We start from the raw sequence: 17962 nt of genomic DNA on the forward strand, positions 1-17962 counted from the left end.
TTGAGGTGATCCAGGATTTCTGTCCCATTTGATGACGAGACGCGTGCAGTGGCAATCTCAGCTGCTGGAACTACCCCTTCCCCGGCTGAGTTGCAGCGATTGACGAAGGCCTTCCACCATGATTTCCAGCGCTTCATGATGGAATACCAGTTTGCGGTGGACGAAGTACTGACCAAGGTCTCGATCTTGCGCGAAGAGTTCTTGTACTTGCACAAATACAATCCAATCGAACATGTCAGTTCCCGGGTGAAAACTCCGGAGAGCATCATGCGCAAGGTTGCCCGCCGGAATATCGCACCGTCTCTTACTGCCATACGCGAGAACCTCAGCGATATTGCGGGTGTGCGCATCACCTGCAGTTTCGTCAAGGACATCTATAAGGTCCTGAACACCTTGACCGCTCAAAATGACCTGAAGGTCATCCAGATCAAGGATTACATCAAGAACCCGAAGCCTAGCGGCTATAAAAGTGTTCATGCGATTGTGCAAATTCCGGTCTTCTTGTCCGACGGCCCTGTCGACGTTGTAGTGGAGTTGCAGATCCGCACCATCGCCCAGGACTTCTGGGCAAGCCTGGAACATAAGATTTTCTACAAGTACGAGGGCGAGGTTCCAGAGCATCTGGTACAGGAGCTCGCCGATGCGGCAGCTGTTGCAACGAAACTCGATATGCAAATGCAACGGTTGCATACCGAAGTACACGGCCATGATGCCAATGACCAAGCAGGCCACGAGGCGACTTTCGATACGAAGGCCTTCCAAGGACTGCTGTCGCTGGCACAGCAAGCCAGCACCAGAGGCCCCGAAAAGTGTGCCGACAACTAAGCCTTAATGGCTTTAGCGCTCAAGGTCCGCTGAAGACCGTTTCGAACCCGGAAACCAAAAAAGATCCTCAGCCGAAGCTGAGGATCTTTGATTTGGTAGCGGCGCCGGGACTCGATCCCGGGACCTCACGATTATGAGTCGTGCGCTCTAACCAGCTGAGCTACGCCGCCACAAGTGAGAAACAATCCAGTAGAAGCCAAGAAAGCTTCTCACTCAGAGCCCCCTGCCGGAATCGATCCGGCGACCTCGTTCTTACCAAGAACGCGCTCTACCACTGAGCTAAGGGGGCAACGAGTAAATACTCTACACGCATTTCCCGGCAAAGAAAAATCGGCAAACCGATCTGGAAAGCGCACGGGGATTTCCATAAAACTGCTAGTCAAAACGGTTTTAGCCAGACCTTGAAGGCAATCAGGGACGAAGGCTGGGACAAAAAGTGTTCTGGTGACGATGCTCACTGGGTTGCCCCTCGCGGTCAATCGCCGCTTCGCTCAGGCTTACAGGATAGAGTTCCGCGCCGAATTCCCTTGAGGTAGCCGGCAAATCCTCCAACACAAATACTCCAGAAGAGAACACTCCCCCTGCCCCCGAACTCCAGGGCCACGGGTCGTCCGGAAGGGTGCGCGACATCCGGCTGGGTGCGCGACATCCGGTGGGTGAACTCTCCACCACGTGCGGCAACCGGAATTCAGTGGCATGAAGGCAAGCTATTGCGGGCACAGAATCCCCCTAGGTTCACCGACCTCCATTTCCGCCTTGATTAGGAACATTGTGATGTCAGCAACAAATCCCCGGCAGATTTTGCAAACCTCGAAAACCTGTGTAAAGTATTTACCTGTTGCCCCCTTAGCTCAGTGGTAGAGCGCGTTCTTGGTAAGAACGAGGTCGCCGGATCGATTCCGGCAGGGGGCTCGAAATGAGAGAAGCAATCTGGTTCCAGATTGCTTCTCTTTTCGTTTATCTACCGCTCTCAGTGCCCCATCGCGCGGCCATCGCTTCAGCCTGCGCCCGCGCTGCTTCGCCAGTTATCTGCCACGCCCTTTTTCCCAGATTCCGGATTCGCGCCGCAAGAGACTGATCGCTTCCAGAAACTATCTCCTGCCGCCGGGGCCAGTGCCCGCATCCTGACTTGATGTCACTGTTCTGACCACTGGATTTGCGTTTCCTCCTCCCAAGCGTGCTAAGTTGTTCGCGACCACACGGGTGCCCTGGCAAGGGCTGAGATCGGGCTATCGCCGTCCGCGACCGTTGAACCTGTCCGGGTAATGCCGGCGAAGGAAGTGAGTTTCCAAGTGGAACAATTTGAACAGCACCCTGCCCACACCCTTGCCTACCGCGAATCTGCGGGAATTTCTGTTCCCGTCACGCAGATCCATCTGGCAGACTCCCCCAATGGAAAGCCCAACGAGCCGCTGTCGGTGTATCGCACCAGCGGACCGGGAAGCGAACCGACCCAGGGCTTGCCACCCTTCCGCGAGCGATGGGTCCGGGAGCGCGGGGATGTGGAAACCTATGCCGGCCGCGAGCGCAATCTGCACGACGACGGGCGCTCAGCGGTCCGCCGCGGCACGGCCAGCGCGGAATGGGCTGGACGTTCGGCCCCTCCGCTGCGGGCCGTTGGAGGAGCCCGCGTGACGCAAATGCACTATGCGCGCGCCGGGGTCATCACCCCGGAAATGCGCTATGTGGCGCTGCGCGAGGAATGCGATGTCGAGCTGGTGCGCAGCGAGCTCGCCGCCGGACGAGCCATCATCCCGGCAAACATCAACCATCCGGAATCCGAACCGATGATCATCGGCAAGGCGTTCCTGGTCAAGATCAATGCGAATATCGGCAACTCGGCGGTGACCAGCTCCATCGCTGAAGAGGTCTCCAAGCTCCAGTGGGCCGCCAAATGGGGTGCCGACACGGTGATGGACCTGTCCACCGGAGAGGACATTCACACCACCCGCGAATGGATCATCCGCAACTCCCCCGTGCCCATCGGCACCGTGCCGATCTACCAGGCGCTGGAGAAAGTCAATGGCGAAGCCAACAAGCTGACCTGGGGGATTTTCCGCGACACCGTCATCGAGCAGTGCGAGCAGGGCGTGGATTACATGACCATCCATGCCGGTGTGCTGCTGCGCTACATCCCGCTGACCGCCAACCGGGTCACTGGCATGGTCTCGCGCGGCGGCTCCATCATGGCCGGATGGTGCCTGGCGCACCACCAGGAGAATTTCCTCTACACCCACTTCGATGAGCTGTGCGAGATCTTCGCTCAGTACGACGTGGCCTTCTCGCTGGGCGACGGGCTGCGCCCGGGCTCCATCGCGGATGCGAACGACGCAGCGCAATTCGCCGAGCTGGATACCCTGGCCGAGCTGACCAAGCGCGCCTGGCAGTACGATGTGCAGGTGATGGTCGAGGGCCCGGGGCATATCCCCTTCCATCTGGTGCGCGAGAATGTGGAGCGCCAGCAGGAATTGTGCGACGGGGCCCCGTTCTACACCCTGGGCCCGCTGGTTACCGATATTGCGCCGGGCTACGACCACATCACCAGCGCCATCGGCGCCACGGAGATTGCCCGCTACGGTACCGCGATGCTCTGCTATGTCACCCCCAAGGAGCATCTGGGGCTGCCCAACCGGGATGACGTGAAGACCGGGGTGATCACCTACAAGATCGCGGCGCACGCGGCAGATCTGGCCAAGGGGCATCCGGGTGCCACGGCACGGGATGATGCGCTGAGCAAGGCTCGCTTCGAATTCCGCTGGAATGACCAGTTCGCGTTGTCCCTCGATCCGGTCACCGCGCAGGAATTCCATGACGAGACGCTGCCGGCCGAGCCTGCGAAGACTGCCCACTTCTGTTCCATGTGCGGGCCGAAATTCTGCTCCATGCGCATTTCCCAGGATATCCGCGACGAATACGGCTCGGCCGAGGCGCAGGCGGCATTGGCCGGGATGGCGCAGAAAAGCAGGCAGTTCCTGGAAAGCGGGGGCACGGTCTATCTCGGGGACGAGATCCCCGTCGGGACCCCTGCCGAGTAATTAGCCCGGGCATGCGAAAACGCCCTTGGGGCAAGCTTTCGGCTTGCCCCAAGGGCGTTATCCAGTGCTATTCAGCTGTGCGCTGCAGGCTTAGTAGTCGCGACGTCCACCGCTGCGGTTCGAATCGCTGTAGCGGTCCTTGCCACCGCGTCCGCCGCCGAATCCGCCACGTCCGCCATTGCGTCCGCCACCGAATCCACCACGGCCGCCACGTCCACCACCGTAGCCGCCACGGCTGCCACGGAAACCACCGCGGTCGCCATCGTCGTCACGGCGCGGGCTGCGGCCACTGTCGAGCTGGAGATCGATGGCTTCGCCGCCAATACGGGTCTTGGACAGTGCACGCCACTGGTCCTTGCTCAGCTCTGCTGGCAGCTCCACCAGGGTGTGGTCCGAACGAATGTCGATGCCGCCGATTTCCGAAGAATCGAAGCCGCCCTCGTTGGCCAGCGCGCCAACGATCGAGCCTGGCTGCACGCGGTTGCGGCGGCCAACTGCCAGACGGTACATGGCGTTGCCCTCGGCAGCGGTCTTGCGGGCACGTGGACCGCGCTCACCGCGTTCGCCACGCTCCGGGCGATCCATGCGGGCCTTCTTCGCAGGCGACATGACCGGTTCGGTCATCAGCAGCGGGCGTCCGCCCTGGGCCATCAAAGCCAGTGCAGCCGCGATTTCCAGGTGGTCCAGGTCCTCGTGCTCGGCAGCGAACTTCTCCACGATCTCGCGGAAAGTAGTCAGGTCCTGGCCGCTGATGGTCTTGTCGATGCGGTCGGTGAACTTCTGGATGCGGCGGTCGTTGACCGAATCCAGCGACGGCAGCTGCATCTGGGTCACCGGCTGGCGGGTCGCCTTCTCGATGGCACGCAGCAGGTACTTCTCGCGCGGGGTCATGAACAGGATCGCGTCGCCCTTGCGGCCGGCACGGCCGGTGCGGCCGATGCGGTGCACGTAGGACTCGGTGTCATGCGGGATGTCGAAGTTGATCACGTGCGAAATGCGCTCGACGTCCAGGCCGCGGGCCGCCACGTCGGTAGCCACCAGGATGTCGATCTTGCCCGAGCGCAGGTTCTCTACGGTCCGCTCGCGCTGCTGCTGCGGGATGTCGCCGTTGATGGCGGCAGCGGTGAAGCCGCGGGCCTTGAGCTTGTCGGCCAGGTCTTCGGTAGCCATCTTGGTGCGCACGAAGGTGATCACGCCGTCGAATTCCTCGGATTCGAGGATGCGGGTCATGGCGTCCAGCTTGTGGGCGCCCATGACCTGCAGGAAGCGCTGGGTGATGTTGGTGCCGGTGGACTGCTTGGACTTCACGGCGACTTCCTGCGGGTTGCGCAGGTATTCCGAAGCGATGCGGCGGATGGTGCGTGGCATGGTGGCCGAGAACAGGGCAACCTGCTTCTCTTCCGGAGTCGCTTCGAGGATCTTGTCGACCTCTTCGGCGAAGCCCATGCGCAGCATTTCGTCGGCCTCGTCCAGCACCACGTACTGCAGGTTCGACAGGTCCAGGGAACCCTTGTTGATGTGGTCGATCACACGGCCTGGGGTGCCCACGACGACCTGTGCGCCACGGCGCAGGCCGTTGAGCTGCGGGCCGTATGGGGAGCCGCCGTACACTGGCAGAACGGTGAAGTTCGGCAGGTACTTGGCGTAGGAGGTGAAGGCCTCGGCGACCTGGAGGGCCAGCTCGCGGGTTGGAGCCAGGACCAGGATCTGCGGGGTCTTGGCTGGGCCATTGGTGTCAGCCAGTTCGGCCATGCGGGACAGGGCAGGCAGTGCGAAAGCAGCAGTCTTGCCGGTACCGGTCTGGGCCAGGCCGACAACGTCGCGGCCTTCGAGGAGCAGTGGAATGGTCGCTGCCTGGATTGGCGATGGCTTCTCGTAGCCAAGGTCGGCAAGCGATGCAAGCACGCGGGCATCCAGGCCAAGCTCGGAGAAGAGCACGGTTGGCTCTTCCGGGGTCTGGTTGTCGTTGGTGTTTACGGGCATGTCAGAAGACACGAAGAATTACCTCATTCGTTTGGGGATAGGCCTTGGCCGTCCCCAAAGAAACGACGTATAGGCTGCACAGTCAGATACAAGTCACGCTCATCAAGCGCTCCCCTATGACATAAAGACCCGCACACACTTTGCGGAAAATACAACACGAGAAGGCTCCAGCCTCAAAAATTGGGCTGGATGCGAGAGGGATACCCTGATGTTCGCGAACACTTAATGCTAGCTTGAACGGCACTGAGTTGTCAGTGCCGAAGCCGTGTGAGATCGGGCACCGCGCCAGAGCACGTAGGGTTAAGCACGTGAAGAAACCACTTTTTCCACGACGTCCCGATGAGCCCACCCCCGGCGGGTTGTTCGTCGCCCAGATGCTCTGGCTGTTGGCCGGAGTGCTTTTTCTCGGCTTCGGCGGCTTCCTGGCCTATGAGCAGAGCCGGGATTCCACACTGGATTTCGGCAGCATTGCGCTGATGGTCTTTTTCGCCGCAGCGGGCATCGCCTGCGGCGTGCTGGGATACCGGCTGTTCACCGGCGACCGGGCAGCGCGCGCCCAGCTGTCCTGGCTGGGACTGATTGCCGCACTGCCGCTGCTGCTGCGGTTCGGACGCTACTCGCTGCTGGCCGCCATCATCATGTTCAGCGTGGTGCTGATGTGGATGCCGGCGAGCAACAGGTACTTCAAGATCGTCGATCCCAAGCCGGCCAAGCGCCGCCGGTAGCCGGACCCGAACCCGGTTCAATGCACGAAGGACCTGGGTTCTGCTGCCCTTGGCGGGCAGCAGAACCCAGGTCCTTTGCGTTATGCGCATTTACAGGTTGGTGAAGGCCTTCTCCAGGTCTTCAATCAAATCTGCAGGGTCTTCGATGCCGACCGACAGGCGCAGCAGGTTCACTGGAACTGCCAGTTCGGTGCCCTTCACCGAAGCGTGGGTCATCTCCGACGGATAGTTCATTAGCGACTCGATGCCGCCCAGGGATTCAGCCAGGGTGAACAGCTTGGTGCTCTCGGCAATCTTGCGGGCTGCCGATTCCCCGCCGTTGAACTGCACGGAGACCATGCCGCCGAAGCCGGACATCTGCTTCTTGGCAATCTCGTGGCCCGGGTGGTCTTCGAAGCCCGGGTAGAGCACGCGCTCGACCTCGCTGCGTTCACGCAGCCACTGGGCCACCTGCGCGGCGTTCTCCGAGTGGGTGCGCATGCGCACGCCCAGGGTTTTCAGGCCGCGGGTGGTCAAGAACGCATCCATGGGACCGGAAACGGCGCCCACGGCGAACTGGATGAAGCCGATCTTCTCGGCCAGCTCGGCGTCCTTGACGATCACCGCGCCGCCCACCACGTCGGAGTGGCCACCGATGTACTTGGTGGTCGAGTGGACCACGATGTCGGCCCCCAGGGTCAGCGGCTGCTGCAGGAACGGGCTGGCGAAGGTGTTGTCCACGACCAGCAGTGCGCCGGCAGCATGCGCAATCTCTGCGACCTTCGCGATGTCGGTGATCTTCATCATCGGGTTGGACGGGGTTTCCACCCACACCAGCTTCGCCTTGTTCTTCTCGATGGCAGCGGCCAGGGCCGCCTCGTCCCCCATGTCCACCGGGGTGTTGCCGATGCCCCATGCACCCAGGACGCGGTCAATCAGGCGGAAGGTTCCGCCGTAGGCGTCGTTGCCCAGCACAATGTGGTCGCCCGGGCGCAGGATGGCGCGGATCAGCGAATCCTCGGCGGCCAGGCCCGAGCTGAAGGAGAAAGCGTAGTTGCCGAATTCGGCGCCGGCCAGCTGCGCCTGCAGCGAGTCGCGGGTCGGGTTGGTGCCGCGGCCGTACTCGTAGCCGTTGCGCAGGCCGCCAATGCCGTCCTGCGCGTAGGTGGAGGAGAAGTGCAGCGGCGGAACTACCGCGCCGGTAACCGGTTCGAATTCCTGGCCCGCGTGGACAAAGCGGGTGTTTGCGCCCTGATGGTTTTCAGTCATCGATATCAATCCTTTGTGGTGAAGTCTCTAGCGGGTGGTGTAGGCCAGAAGGTCGGCTGCGGTGGCCGCGGCAATCACTTCGCCGCCCTTGGTCAGCAGCACGGCCGGGTGGCTCTTGAGCAAGTCTTGCGCATGCTCCGGGGTGTCTGCGGTGCCAATGAATGGCATTGCCAGGTCGCCCAGATCTGCCAGCGTGCTGGTTGGTTCTGCACCGGCCAGCAGCGCGTCGGTGATGTCGCTGGCACCGATTACGCCGCGGATCTCGCCGATTCGCGCAGGCAGTGGTGCAGTGGCTACGACCAGCGCGTCATCGCCCTGCTCGCGCAGCGCCTTGGCCGCCTCGGCCAGGGTAGTGTCCAATGGCACTGTCGCGGTGCCTTGCTTGGCCAGCGCCTCGCCGATGAAGTCCAGCGCGGAGTATTCATCGGTGGTGAAACCCTGGTCCAGCATCCACTGGTCGTTGAAGATCTTGGCCAGGTAGCCGCGGCCGCCATCCGGTGCGATCACGACAACCACGTCGTCTTCGCCCAGATCCTTGGCGGCGCGCAACGCGGCGACGACAGCCATGCCCGAGGAACCACCCAGCAGCAGGCCCTCTTCCTTGGCCAGACGGCGGGTCATCTCAAATGCTTCGGCATCGGTGACCGGCTCCACGGCATCCGGCACGGAGGGGTCGTAGTTTCCCGGCCACATGTCTTCGCCGACGCCTTCGACAAAGTAGGGGCGTCCGGTGCCGCCGGAGTAGACCGAGCCATCCGGGTCAGCGGCGATGATCTTCACCGGGCCGGAAGCGCGGTCAGCGGAGATCTGCTTGAGGTAGCGTCCGGTGCCGGTGATGGTGCCGCCGGTTCCTGCGCTGATGACCGCATGGGTCAGCTTGCCGTCGGTGTCATTCCAGATTTCCGGGCCGGTGGTCTCGAAGTGGCTGTCAGGCGCTCCCGGGTTGGAGAACTGGTCGGGCTTGTATGCGCCATCGATTTCGGTGACCAGGCGGTCGGATACGCCGTAGTAGGACTCGGGCGAATCCGGAGCCACCGCGGTTGGGGTAACTACTACCTTGGCACCGTAGGCGCGCAGCACGTCGCGCTTTTCCTCGCCCACCTTATCGGGGGTGACGAAAATGGTGTTGTAGCCCTTGAGCTGGCCTACCATCGCCAGGCCGACGCCGGTGTTGCCGCTGGTCGGTTCCACGATGGTTCCACCGGGCTTGAGCTGGCCGGATTCCTCGGCACGCTCGACCATTTTCAATGCGATGCGGTCCTTGATGGAACCGCCCGGATTCAGGTACTCGAGCTTTACCAGTACGGTGGCTTTGATCCCGTCGGTGACTCGGTTGAGCTTCACCAAAGGGGTATTGCCGATCAGGTCTAGAACTGTGGACGCATACTTCATGTCAAGAACTTTACCGGCGGATGTCACACATGTCGTTCCGAGGCGTAGCGAAACGTCACGCAGTGGACGCACGCTTTTCTCTGGTGATAGCGATGCTGGCCCAGGAATCCCGAGCACGAAGTTATAGGATGCGTTTCATGGAGAAGTCGTTGACCGCCAGCTACGATCCGCAGCGTCCGGTGGCCCTGCCCAAGACCTTGGGCATCTTGCGCCGCGGCCTGGGCGATCCGACGATCCGCCTGTCGCAGACCGAGGCGTGGCTGGCCTTTGCGACGCCGCTCGGGGATGCAACTTTGCATATCCATAAGCCCTCCCCGAGCTCGCCAGCCGCATTGCAGGCCTGGGGTCCTGGCGCCCAGTGGGCCATGGAATCGGCACCGAACTTGCTGGGTGCGAAAGATGACTGGACCGATTTCGACGCGGGAGTCAAAGAAGGCAAGTTCCCGGAGATCATCGCGCGCTCCCGCTTCGTTCATCCGGATTTCATTCTGCCCAGCACCGGCAGGATCTTCGAGCACGTGGCCGGGGCGATCCTGGAACAGCGGGTCACCGGGATCGAAGCGAATTACGCGTGGCGCTGGCTGATCCGCCATCTGGGCCACCGGGCCCCGGGCCCGGCGCCCGAGGGCCTGATGATTTTCCCCGGTCCGCAGAAATTGGCAACGATGAAGCGGTGGGACTGGCAAGCAGCGCGTGTTGAGGGGCAGCGGGCCACCACGATGACGCGCGTGGTGCGGGTTGCCAGCAGCTTGCAGTGGTGGGCGGATAAGCCGATAAACCAGCCAAAGCCCAAGGCAATGGCACCGGGAACCCTGGAAGCGGCGATGGCGTCGGTGCCGGGCATCGGACCATGGACCATTGCCGAGACGCTGCAGCGTTCCCATGGATCTGCTGATCACATTTCCGTCGGAGATTTCCATCTGGCAGATTTCGTTGGACAGGTGCTTGCCGGTTCAAGAATCAGCGATGCGCAGATGCTTGACCTACTGGCGCCCTATGCCCCGCATCGGCAACGCGTGGTCCGCTTACTGCAGCTTTCAGGGCAGAGAAAACAAAGCTTCGGGCCCCGATACGCACCGCTGGATCACCGGCGGCGGTAAGGGAGCCCGAAGTCTATGGGAATTCCTAGGAGTCTGCCTGCGCGGCTTCCTCTGCGATCTGCTTATGCACTTCGCTCATGTCAATGCCCTTGACGGCGGTAACAAGGTCTTCGAGCTGGGTCTGGTTCAGCGCACCAGCCTGCGAGAACACGAGGACATTCTCGCGGAACGCCATGATGGTCGGAATCGAGGTGACGTTCGCAGCGCGGGCCAAGCCTTGTTCCGCTTCGGTATCCACCTTGGCAAACACTACATCGGGGAACTTCTCGGAAGTCTGCTCGTACACCGGCGCAAAATTGCGGCATGGACCGCACCAGGCAGCCCAGAAGTCCACCAGGACGATGTCGTTCTCATCAATCAGCTGCGCGAATTCGTCTTCGCTCACATTTTTCGTTGCCATGGTTATACGGTAGCCGATCCTTATTTGAAATACGTAGAAAGGTGATCTTGGTTGAGCACGGGAATAAAACCAACCCGATGGCCGCGCAAGTTCTCCATATGCAAAAAACTCCCGGATCCTGGGATCCGGGAGTTATTTTGTGGCAGATACTGGATTCGAACCAGTGAAGGCGTTGCCAGCTGATTTACAGTCAGCCCCCTTTGGCCGCTCGGGTAATCTGCCGAGTATGTTCGCTTCAAGAACATTTGCTCTTGTCGGAACGAGAAATAACTCTACAGGAGTTTTCCGGAGTTGTGAAATCGAGAGGGGCATTTTTGCTGTAAGCCTGATCACACCCCGAATTTGAATGTTAAAACCGGTAGGCTATGAAGCGAATCAGACCCGTTTCAACTAGGAGTACTCACATGGCTAGTGATTCCACATTCGACGTCGTAAGCAAGGTTGATAGCCAGGAAGTCGCCAACGCGATGAACCAGGCTCAGAAGGAAATCGCCCAGCGGTACGACTTCAAGGGCGTTGGCGCTGAAATTGACTTCAGCGGCGAGAAGATCCTGATGAAGGCCAACTCGGAAGAGCGCGTCAACGCTGTACTGGATGTTTTCCAGTCCAAACTGGTCAAGCGCGGCATTTCGCTGAAGTCGTTGGATGCCGGTGACCCTTTCGCTTCGGGCAAGGAATACCGCATCGAAGCGAGCATCAAGGAGGGCATCGCCCAGGACGTCGCCAAAAAGATCAACAAGTTGATCCGCGATGAGGCACCTAAGGGCGTCAAGTCCACGATCCAGGGCGATGAGCTGCGCGTTTCGTCCAAGTCCCGCGATGATCTTCAGGCCACCATGGCTCTGCTGCGCGACTTCGAAGAAGCAGACCTGCAGTTCGTGAACTTCCGGTAGGGCTCATCTCAGCCTGCTAGACGTACTTCGCAAGAGCCGAGGGCTGTCACCCATCCGTGGTGGATGGGTAACTGCCCCCGGCTTTTTGCTGGATTACCGAAAACTCTCGTCCGACTGCTCAACGTGTCCGTTTGCCATCGCCTTTGCGTTTTTGCGCCTTGGCCTCGTCACGGGCCTTCTTCTTGTAGTACCTGTCGCGGGTCCTCTCCCTGGCACCACGCTTGATCTCCTCCACATCGTCGGCAAAATGCTCCTTCGTCATCGCCGTGAATTCATCGATCGTGGCCTGCTCTTCCTCAGGAGTCGGCCCAGGAATCCAACTTTTCATCCAGAGCAGCTCTGCCAAATTGCAGATTGCCACTGCAGCCGTCACCACTGCACTGGCACTTATGGAACGGTGGAGAGCGTAAGAAGCAACAAAACTGATCACTATTGACGCCGTGAACGGCAGGAAAACGTAGGCAAACCCGCCGGGATTGGGCCTGCGATCGCGGAGCACGATGGGCCGCTCAATGACTGCGCCCGCAATCTCGGATAGGACAAACGCAAGAACTAGTGCGACCGCGATCCTGTCAAACGCCATGTCGACATCGATGAACAGCGTAATGATCCACGCGAGCAGGAGGGCAACCGCTCCCTTCACCACACCTGTCGTCAACCGGCCAGCAATCGCATCACCCAGCGAAGGAAAACGGATTTCGCTGTCGGTCATTTTTCTTTCTCCTCGTGGTCTGTTGATGAGAAGCATGCCGCGATCACGGTTCTGGGTTAACGCCTTTGAGGCTTCCCCCCCAGGGCTTCAACTTCCCGCAGACGCGAGTCTCCGATCGCCCATGGAGCGCTGCTACAACAGGTCGATCCGCAGGAGCGGTCACCTGCTCCAGCGCATTCGGCTTAGTACCCGCGGCCGCCGGCCATTGCTTCAAGCCGCGCGATGCGATCTTCCATCGGAGGGTGGGTGGAGAACATGCGCTTCAGGCGCGAACCGAAGGGGTTGGCGATCATGAGGTGCGAGCTGTTGACCAGCTTCTGGTCATTCGACGCCAGCGGAGCGTGGGAGATCCCCGATTCCAATTTGCGAAGCGCGCTTGCCAGCGCCAGGGGATCATTGGTCAGCTTGGCACCATCTTCGTCGGCGTCGTATTCGCGGGTGCGGCTCACAGCCATCTGGATGATGGACGCAGCCAATGGTGCCAGCAGCGACAAGGCAATCAAAGCGATCGGGTTCACCCCGCGGTTGTCGTTGCTGTTGCCGCCTCCGAAGAACATCAGGAACTGCGCCACCGAAGTGATCACGCCGGCAATGGCCGCGGCCACCGATGAGGTGAGGATATCCCTGTTGTAGACGTGCATCAGTTCATGGCCCAGCACGCCGCGCAACTCGCGTTCGTTAAGCAGCTGCAAGATGCCTTCGGTGCAGCACACCGCCGAGTTCTGCGGGTTGCGGCCGGTAGCAAAGGCATTCGGCGAAGTGGTTGGGGAAACATACAGGCGCGGCATCGGCTGCTGCGCGTTCATCGAAAGCTCGCGAACGATGCGGTACATTTCCGGTTGTTCCGCTTCGATGACCGGGTAGGCATGCATTGAGCGCAGGGCCAGTTTGTCGCTATTCCAATAGCTGTAGGCGGTACTTGCGAGGCCGATCAAGGCGAAGATCCATATGAACATCGAACGGCCGGTACCCGCGGAAATCAGCGAGCCGATGGCCAGCAACAGGGCGAACATTCCACCCATCAAAAAGGCGGTTTTGAGTCCGTTGTTATGTCCATGCACGGCGATGCACTCCCTCAATGAAGCAAACCAAGTTGGTGTTCTCTAGTCTAGTCAACGACTGGAATTCCAAATATGTTCCGGTGAGAAGATCACATCGGCACCCCCGGTTGCAGGCACCCGCAGGGCAGGGGAATATACCGGGAGGCTGGACGTTGTAGTTTTAAGATGCGGTGCCACAGCTTATTTCCGGCTAGCCCGTTCCTCCGACCTATTGCGATTCTGAAAGTGTGCGCCCTGCATGTCCTTAAGTACTGCCAAACCGATCCGCTCGGAACATAGTTATGGGCTGATCCAAGGCACCTCCGCATACCTGATTTGGGGCATGCTCCCGGCTTACTTCCTACTGCTGCCTGCCATCTCGGCCCTCGAATTCGTTGGCGTCCGGGTAATCTTCTCGCTGGTTTTCTGCCTGCTTCTGCTGGCATTCACCCGCCAGTTCAAGCAGTTCCTGGCCATGTTCAGGGACGCCAAGGCCATGTGGCAGCTGGGACTGGCCAGTGTGCTGATCGCGGCCAACTGGACGCTCTACGCGCTGGCTGTCTTGACCGGGCATGTGCTGGAAGCATCGTTGGGCTACTTCATCAACCCAATCGTGGCGATCCTCCTGGGCGTCGTGGTCCTGAAGGAAAAATTGCGTCGCCTGCAGTGGATCGCCGTCGGCGTCGCCACTGTTGCCGTGGTTGTCCTGACCGTCGGACTGGGACGGGTTCCGTGGATTTCCCTCGGGCTGGCATTCTCCTTTGGCTTCTATGGTCTGGTGAAGAACAAGGTGGGCCAAAGCGGCACCGCCTTGGGATCCTTGACCATTGAAACCGTCTGGCTGACCCCGTTGGCCTTCGGCTATCTGATCTGGCTGGCTGCTGCCGATCAGTCGGCACTGTTCTCGGCTGACGTTCCGGGTCTCCTGCTCCTGGCCGGAAGCGGCATCATCACCGCTGTTCCACTATTGCTCTTCGGGGGTGCGGCTCGCCGCTTGCCATTGAGCACGCTGGGCTCACTCCAATTCCTCGCCCCGCTCTTGCAGTTCATCCTGGGGCTGCTGGTTTTCGGCGAGCACATGCCATTTGAACGCTGGGTTGGCTTCGCACTGGTCTGGGTTGCAGTCATCTTCGTACTCGTGGACATGATGCGAATTCCTCGCACTGGTTCCATGCCCGAACCGAAGAAGCTGGGCTGAGCACCGGTTGGCATGAGAACTGAGTAAGCGAAAGCCTCGAATCTCCGAAGGGAGATTCGAGGCTTTCGCCGTACTCGGCCTAGATCGCAGCTGCTTAGGCGATAGCCTTGCGGATGGCGTCTTCCAGGACGTTGAACGCATCTTCGAGCAGCTCGTCGCCAATGACCAGCGGCGGCAGCAGGCGCACCACGTTGCCGTAGGTGCCGCAGGTCAGGATCAGCACACCCTGGGCCAGGCATTCGTCGGCGATCGCCTTGGTCAGTGCGGCATCCGGCTCCTTGCCCCCGGCCTTGACGAATTCCATCGCGACCATGCCGCCACGGCCACGGATGTCGCCCAGTTCCTTGATGTCCTTCTGCAGCGCTCCGAAGCGGGTGAAGAACTTCTCTTCGATCTGCCGGGCGCGGCCCGCCAGGTCCTGCTCTTCCATGAACTTGATGGATTCCAGGGCTGCGGCCACTGCTACCGGGTTGCCGCCGTAGGTGCCGCCCAGTCCGCCGCCGTGCACAGAGTCCAGCAGTTCGGCGCGGCCGATGATGCCCGACAGCGGCATGCCACCGGCAATGCCCTTGGCCAGGGTGACGATATCAGGCTCGATGCCCTCGATATCCGACGCGAACCATGCGCCGGAGCGGGCAAAGCCTGCCTGGACTTCGTCGGCAATGAAGACGATGCCGTTTTCCTTGGCCCACTCGGCAATGCGCGGCAGGAAGCCTGTGGCTGGAACAATGAAGCCGCCCTCGCCCTGGATCGGTTCGATGATGATCGCCGCGATCTGGTCGCCACCGATCTGCTTCTCCATGGCCAGGATGGCGCGCTCGGCAGCTTCCTTGCCGGAGATGTTCGGGTTTTCCTCGCGGAACGGGTAGCTCATTGGCATGCGGTAGATCTCCGGTGCCAGCGGTCCGAAGCCGCGCTTGTATGGAGCTGCCTTGGCGGTCAGACCCATAGTGAGGTTAGTACGGCCATGGTAGGCGTGGTCGAAGGCGACCACTGCCTGGCGGCCGGTGGCAATGCGGGCGACCTTGATGGCGTTCTCTACCGCTTCGGCACCGGAGTTGAAGAAGACCGCACGCTTCTCGAAGTTGCCCGGGGTGATGGCAGCGAGCTTCTCGGCCAGCTCGATGTAGTTCTCGTAAGGGGCGACCATGAAGCAGGTGTGCGTGAAGCGGGCTGCCTGCTCGGCGACGGCCTTGGCTACCGCTTGATTCGAAGCGCCAACGGTGGTCACCGCGATGCCGGATCCCAGGTCGATCAGCTGGTTGCCGTCGACATCGACAATGATGCCGCCATCCACCTCTGCGGCGTATACCGGCAGGCTGGAAGCCACGCCTGCGGCAACTGCCTTGGCTCGACGGGCGGTCAGCTCCTGCGACTTCGGGCCGGGGAACGGACCGTTGATCTTGCGCTTCTGATCAATGCGGTAGGTAACGTCCATGTGCTTGTCCTTCCAGAACTTGTTGGTGAGCTCGCTTGCCCAGTTTTCTCTATAACTAGAGAGTATTCTCCTGGCCACCAGCGGACTACGCTGAATGGCACAACGCACTCCGTGTCGCACAGTGCATTTGCACAAGAAAGAGGCCTCTGCGTTCCAAGCCGTAGCTTGAAGCCCAGAGGCCTCCAACCTGATGCTGCGTGCAGGTTCTAGTTTCCTGCCGAGCCAGCTGGCTCAATCACATCGTCGTCCTGCTTTTCAGGATGACGACTCAGGTTGATCAGTGAGACGGCCAGGCCGCCCCAAATGGTGAGCATGGAGATAATCATGAAGACAATCGCGATGGCACTCATGGCTAGTACTCCTTTCCAGCGGCTTCAGGAACTTCCTCGGCCTCGACATTCGCACGATGCTGGTCGAACTCGGGGTCATCGATCTTCGAGTTCTTGCTCCATGGAATCAGCGAGAGCACGATCGCGCCAACGATCAGCGCACCGGCCATGCCCCAGCCGAAGATGCCGTTGAACCAGACAGGGTAACCGCTGTAGGACTCGGCCATCTTGCTTTGCAATTCGTTGATCAGCATGTAGCCCAGGGCGGCTGGTCCGATGCCGCCAACCAGGACCTTCCAACCGGTTCCCAGCTTGATGGAACTATGGCGGTTCAGGTGCTTGGCCAGCTTCGGCAGCATGCCCAGGCCGGCACCGAAGACGATTACCAGGACCAGGGCGCAGGCCAGGATGCCGAACTGGTTGACGAAGGCATCCATGGTGTCCAGCAGGTACAGGCCAGTGGTGGTCGGGAACAGCACCAGCGAAATCACTGCAACCGGAATGCCCACGACCAGGGTCGCTGGGACGCGCTTCCAGCCCAGCTTGTCCTGGAATGCCGCCACGATCACCTCAAGAATGGAGATCAGCGAGGTCAGGCCTGCGAAGACCAGCGAGCCGAAGAACAGCACACCGATCAGCGAGCCCAGCGGCGCTTCGGACACGATGGTCGGGAAGGCAATGAAAGCCAAACCGATGCCGGAGGTGGCAACCTCGTCCACGGAGCTGCCGGCGTTGTAGGCCATGAAGCCCAGAGCGGCGAAGACGCCGATGCCTGCCAGCAGTTCGAAGCTGGAGTTGGCGAAGGCGACAGCGTAGCCCGAACCGGTCAGATCGCTCTTGCGCTTCATGTACGACGAGTAGGTCACCATGATGCCGAAGGCAACGGACAGCGAGAAGAAGATGTGCCCGAAGGCTGCAGCCCACACCGCCGGGTTGGACAGTGCCGCGAAGTCCGGGGTGAAGAATGCATTCAGGCCGTCGATGGCGCCTGGCAGGAAGACCGACTGGACGACCAGGATCAGGAACATCACGATGAGCAGCGGCATGAAGACCGCGTTGGCTCGGGAAATGCCCTTGTTCACGCCGGCGACCATGATCACGATGGTGACCAGCCAGACGAAGAACATCGGGATGAAGATGTTGCCCACGAAGTCGAACCCGACATTGACGTTGTCCGAGACCTTGAGGAAGTCGTTCATGAAGAAGCCGGAGGCGCCGTCTGCGTTCGTTTCCCATGCCTTGGTGATGGAGAACCAGCAGTACATGGCGGCCCAGGCAATGATGGCCGCGTAGTAGATGGCGATGATGAAGCAGATCAGTACCTGCCACCAACCCAGGACCTCAGCCTTGCGGTTAGCCCGGCGGTACGCCAGCGGGGCGGAGCCGCGGTAGCGGTGGCCGATCGAGTAGTCGAGGAACAGCAGCGGGATGCCGGCGCAGAGAATTGCGACCAGGTACGGGATCAAGAATGCGCCGCCGCCGTTTTCGTAGGCGACATAGGGGAAACGCCAGATGTTTCCCAGACCAACGGCCGAACCAATCGCTGAGAGGATGAACAACTTTCGGGAGCTGAAAGTCTCACGCTTCTCTGTTGCGAGTGGAGCGCCCTGCGATGAAGATGGAGTGCTCATGTGTCTAAGCTAC

The 17962-nt window shown here is 60.6% G+C and carries 15 protein-coding genes, 4 tRNA genes and 1 riboswitch; of the genes, 7 read left to right on the top strand and 12 right to left on the bottom strand.

Features of this window, described 5'->3' with window-relative positions; translation table 11 throughout:
- The first annotated feature begins 48 nt into the window (after nucleotides 1-48).
- Complete coding sequence (locus F0M17_RS11785) at nucleotides 49-825, top strand: GTP pyrophosphokinase family protein (protein ID WP_052253876.1); 777 nt, start codon at nucleotides 49-51, stop codon at nucleotides 823-825.
- Between the two features lie 93 nt (nucleotides 826-918).
- Here F0M17_RS11785 and F0M17_RS11790 read toward each other — a convergent pair.
- Nucleotides 919-995, bottom strand: a tRNA-Met gene (locus F0M17_RS11790).
- 47 nt (nucleotides 996-1042) lie between these two features.
- Nucleotides 1043-1114: transfer RNA gene (locus F0M17_RS11795), tRNA-Thr, on the bottom strand.
- 551 nt (nucleotides 1115-1665) lie between these two features.
- Between F0M17_RS11795 and F0M17_RS11800 the strand changes: the two genes are divergently transcribed.
- Nucleotides 1666-1737, top strand: a tRNA-Thr gene (locus F0M17_RS11800).
- A gap of 277 nt (nucleotides 1738-2014) precedes the next feature.
- Nucleotides 2015-2122, top strand: a riboswitch (TPP riboswitch).
- On the top strand, nucleotides 2118-3860 hold the full coding sequence (gene thiC / locus F0M17_RS11805) for a phosphomethylpyrimidine synthase ThiC (RefSeq protein ID WP_149597152.1): 1743 nt from the start codon (nucleotides 2118-2120) through the stop codon (nucleotides 3858-3860). It overlaps the preceding riboswitch by 5 nt.
- Nucleotides 3861-3950: 90 nt before the next feature.
- On the opposite strand, the gene F0M17_RS11810 is transcribed toward thiC, so the two are convergent.
- Nucleotides 3951-5843, bottom strand: coding sequence for a DEAD/DEAH box helicase (locus F0M17_RS11810; RefSeq protein WP_149597748.1), 1893 nt, complete (start codon nucleotides 5841-5843; stop codon nucleotides 3951-3953).
- Nucleotides 5844-6151: 308 nt separating this feature from the next.
- Between F0M17_RS11810 and F0M17_RS11815 the strand changes: the two genes are divergently transcribed.
- Nucleotides 6152-6568 carry a hypothetical protein gene (locus F0M17_RS11815; RefSeq protein ID WP_149597153.1) on the top strand — a complete coding sequence of 139 codons (417 nt, stop codon included), beginning with the start codon at nucleotides 6152-6154 and terminating at the stop codon, nucleotides 6566-6568.
- 90 nt (nucleotides 6569-6658) lie between these two features.
- Here F0M17_RS11815 and F0M17_RS11820 read toward each other — a convergent pair whose 3' ends face one another.
- Complete coding sequence (locus tag F0M17_RS11820) at nucleotides 6659-7816, bottom strand: cystathionine gamma-synthase (RefSeq protein ID WP_038992243.1); 1158 nt, start codon at nucleotides 7814-7816, stop codon at nucleotides 6659-6661.
- A gap of 27 nt (nucleotides 7817-7843) precedes the next feature.
- Nucleotides 7844-9208, bottom strand: a complete 1365-nt coding sequence (locus F0M17_RS11825; protein WP_038992244.1) for a pyridoxal-phosphate dependent enzyme — start codon at nucleotides 9206-9208, stop codon at nucleotides 7844-7846.
- 137 nt (nucleotides 9209-9345) lie between these two features.
- Between F0M17_RS11825 and F0M17_RS11830 the strand changes: the two genes are divergently transcribed.
- On the top strand, nucleotides 9346-10308 hold the full coding sequence (locus F0M17_RS11830; RefSeq protein ID WP_149597154.1) for a DNA-3-methyladenine glycosylase: 963 nt from the start codon (nucleotides 9346-9348) through the stop codon (nucleotides 10306-10308).
- 25 nt (nucleotides 10309-10333) lie between these two features.
- Here the strand turns inward: F0M17_RS11830 and trxA are convergent, their stop codons facing one another.
- Together trxA and F0M17_RS11840 are read right to left on the bottom strand one after the other, a co-directional pair.
- Entirely contained in the window at nucleotides 10334-10708 is a 375-nt protein-coding gene (trxA, locus tag F0M17_RS11835; protein ID WP_038992246.1) for a thioredoxin, read from the bottom strand.
- 140 nt (nucleotides 10709-10848) lie between these two features.
- A tRNA-Tyr gene (locus F0M17_RS11840) sits at nucleotides 10849-10930 on the bottom strand.
- 182 nt (nucleotides 10931-11112) lie between these two features.
- Here F0M17_RS11840 and F0M17_RS11845 point away from each other — a divergent pair.
- Complete coding sequence (locus F0M17_RS11845) at nucleotides 11113-11601, top strand: YajQ family cyclic di-GMP-binding protein (protein WP_038992247.1); 489 nt, start codon at nucleotides 11113-11115, stop codon at nucleotides 11599-11601.
- 118 nt (nucleotides 11602-11719) lie between these two features.
- On the opposite strand, the gene F0M17_RS11850 is transcribed toward F0M17_RS11845, so the two are convergent.
- Together F0M17_RS11850 and htpX are read right to left on the bottom strand one after the other, a co-directional pair.
- The gene (locus tag F0M17_RS11850) at nucleotides 11720-12313 is read right to left on the bottom strand and encodes a hypothetical protein (RefSeq protein ID WP_038992248.1); all 594 of its coding nucleotides are present in this window, start codon (nucleotides 12311-12313) and stop codon (nucleotides 11720-11722) included.
- Between the two features lie 182 nt (nucleotides 12314-12495).
- Complete coding sequence (gene htpX / locus F0M17_RS11855; protein ID WP_073705873.1) at nucleotides 12496-13374, bottom strand: zinc metalloprotease HtpX; 879 nt, start codon at nucleotides 13372-13374, stop codon at nucleotides 12496-12498.
- A 238-nt stretch (nucleotides 13375-13612) separates the two neighbouring features.
- Here htpX and rarD point away from each other — a divergent pair, with 238 nt between their 5' ends.
- A complete protein-coding gene (gene rarD / locus F0M17_RS11860) occupies nucleotides 13613-14551 on the top strand; it encodes an EamA family transporter RarD (protein WP_038992251.1) in 939 nt (312 codons plus the stop codon).
- A 94-nt stretch (nucleotides 14552-14645) separates the two neighbouring features.
- On the opposite strand, the gene gabT is transcribed toward rarD, so the two are convergent.
- The 3 genes from gabT to F0M17_RS11875 all read right to left on the bottom strand — a co-directional run bounded on the left by gabT (nucleotide 14646) and on the right by F0M17_RS11875 (nucleotide 17949).
- A complete protein-coding gene (gabT, locus tag F0M17_RS11865; protein ID WP_038992253.1) occupies nucleotides 14646-15989 on the bottom strand; it encodes a 4-aminobutyrate--2-oxoglutarate transaminase in 1344 nt (447 codons plus the stop codon).
- A 206-nt stretch (nucleotides 15990-16195) separates the two neighbouring features.
- On the bottom strand, nucleotides 16196-16339 hold the full coding sequence (locus tag F0M17_RS11870; protein WP_073705872.1) for a methionine/alanine import family NSS transporter small subunit: 144 nt from the start codon (nucleotides 16337-16339) through the stop codon (nucleotides 16196-16198).
- A gap of 2 nt (nucleotides 16340-16341) precedes the next feature.
- Nucleotides 16342-17949 (bottom strand): sodium-dependent transporter, encoded by a 1608-nt coding sequence (locus F0M17_RS11875; protein ID WP_073705871.1) that lies wholly within the window; start codon nucleotides 17947-17949, stop codon nucleotides 16342-16344.
- Nucleotides 17950-17962 lie beyond the last annotated feature (13 nt).

Source organism: Glutamicibacter sp. ZJUTW, from assembly GCF_008370855.1.
Lineage (GTDB): Bacteria > Actinomycetota > Actinomycetes > Actinomycetales > Micrococcaceae > Glutamicibacter > Glutamicibacter nicotianae.